Origin of the sequence: Rhodococcus sp. NPDC056960 (assembly GCF_042674125.1) — a bacterium.
Taxonomy (GTDB): domain Bacteria; phylum Actinomycetota; class Actinomycetes; order Mycobacteriales; family Mycobacteriaceae; genus Rhodococcus_F.
Map to the genome: position 1 here is coordinate 1 of NZ_JBHURF010000090.1, position 1,457 is coordinate 1,457.

Genomic DNA, 1,457 nt, shown 5'->3' on the forward strand with positions numbered 1-1,457 from the left:
CTCACCATCGGGTCACGACCAACTTCTGATCGGTGAAGAAATCCAACGGCGCAGCACCACACACATGCGAATCACCGTAGAACGAGGCACCGTACCCGCCCATCGTCACATTCGCCGGCGGCGCAGGAAACGCATTGATCCCCACATTGCCCGCCCGGATACCACGCTCAAACTCCGCCGCCACCGCACCAGAGCTGGTGAACACCGCTGCAGCGTTACCGAACTCGGTGTCATTCGACAACGCGATCGCCTCCGCAAGCGTGTCCACCCGATGCACATTGATCACCGGACCGAACAACTCCCGACCCTCCACCCCGTGCCGCGGGTCCAGACCGGCAACGATGGTCGGCCCGATGAAATAGCCGTTCTCCGTCTCCACCCCACCCACCGGCTTCACGTTCCGACCATCGAGGACGAACGTCGCACCCAGATCCTCCGCCTCCCCCAACGCCGCCAGGATCCGCTCCCTACTCTCGGCGCTGACAACCGGGCCCATCGTCACACCCTCGACCAAACCGTCACCGACCACCAACCGATCGGCCAACGCCACCACACGGTCCATCAGATCACCGTAGACATCACCAACCACCACAACCCGACTCCCCGCCAGACACCGCTGACCCGCCATCCCAAACGACGACGACACGATCCCAGCCGCCGCCTTATCGAGATCCGCATCCGGGGCCACCACGATCGGATTCTTCGCACCCCCGTTGGCCTGCACCCGCTTCCCCGCCGCTGCCGCCGCCCCGTAAATCGCCCGCGCCGTCGGCGACGACGTAATGCACGACACCGCCGCCACCGAAGGGTGCGCAATCAGATGCTGCACCACATCCGCCCGGCCGTGCACCACACTCAACACCCCATCCGGCAAACCCGCCTGCTGCAGCAACCGAATCGCCGCGGTCGACGCCAGCGGATCCTGCTCAGACGCCTTGATGATCAACGCATTGCCGGTGACCAGAGCCCACGCCGAGAACTGCACCGTGTTCATCACCGGGAAATTCGACGGCGTCACCGCCACACACACCCCCAACGGCTCCCGCACCCGCCGCGCATCCACACCAGTGGCCACGTTCACGGCGTCGCTGTGATACAGCATCGGAGCGGCAATCGCCGTCTCCAAGAAATCGACCGCCCGCCCCACCTCACCACGCGCCTCATCCAACGTCTTACCCTGATCGATCGTGATCGTGCGCGCCAACGACTCGACATTGTCCTCGAGGATCACCTTCATCCGATACAAGAACCGCACCCGCTCCGACAACGGCCGCGAACCCCAATCAACGAAGGCACGAGACGCAGCCACCACAGCCGCCTCCACATCCTCGATCGACGCCGGCACCAACTCCGTAATCACCCGCCCCGTAGCAGGATTGAACACCTCAATGGCATCCACCCCCGAACCCGGCACCCACCGACCACCAATCAAACACACAGCCGTCAAATCCACATCA

1 protein-coding gene is annotated in these 1,457 nt (G+C 63.9%); it reads right to left on the reverse strand.

The genetic code is table 11. From position 1 onward, the window contains the following. Position 1: 1 nt before the first annotated feature. A partial coding sequence (locus ACFTWF_RS45030) for an aldehyde dehydrogenase family protein (RefSeq protein WP_378467534.1) occupies positions 2 to 1,457 on the reverse strand: 1,456 nt, incomplete at its 5' end.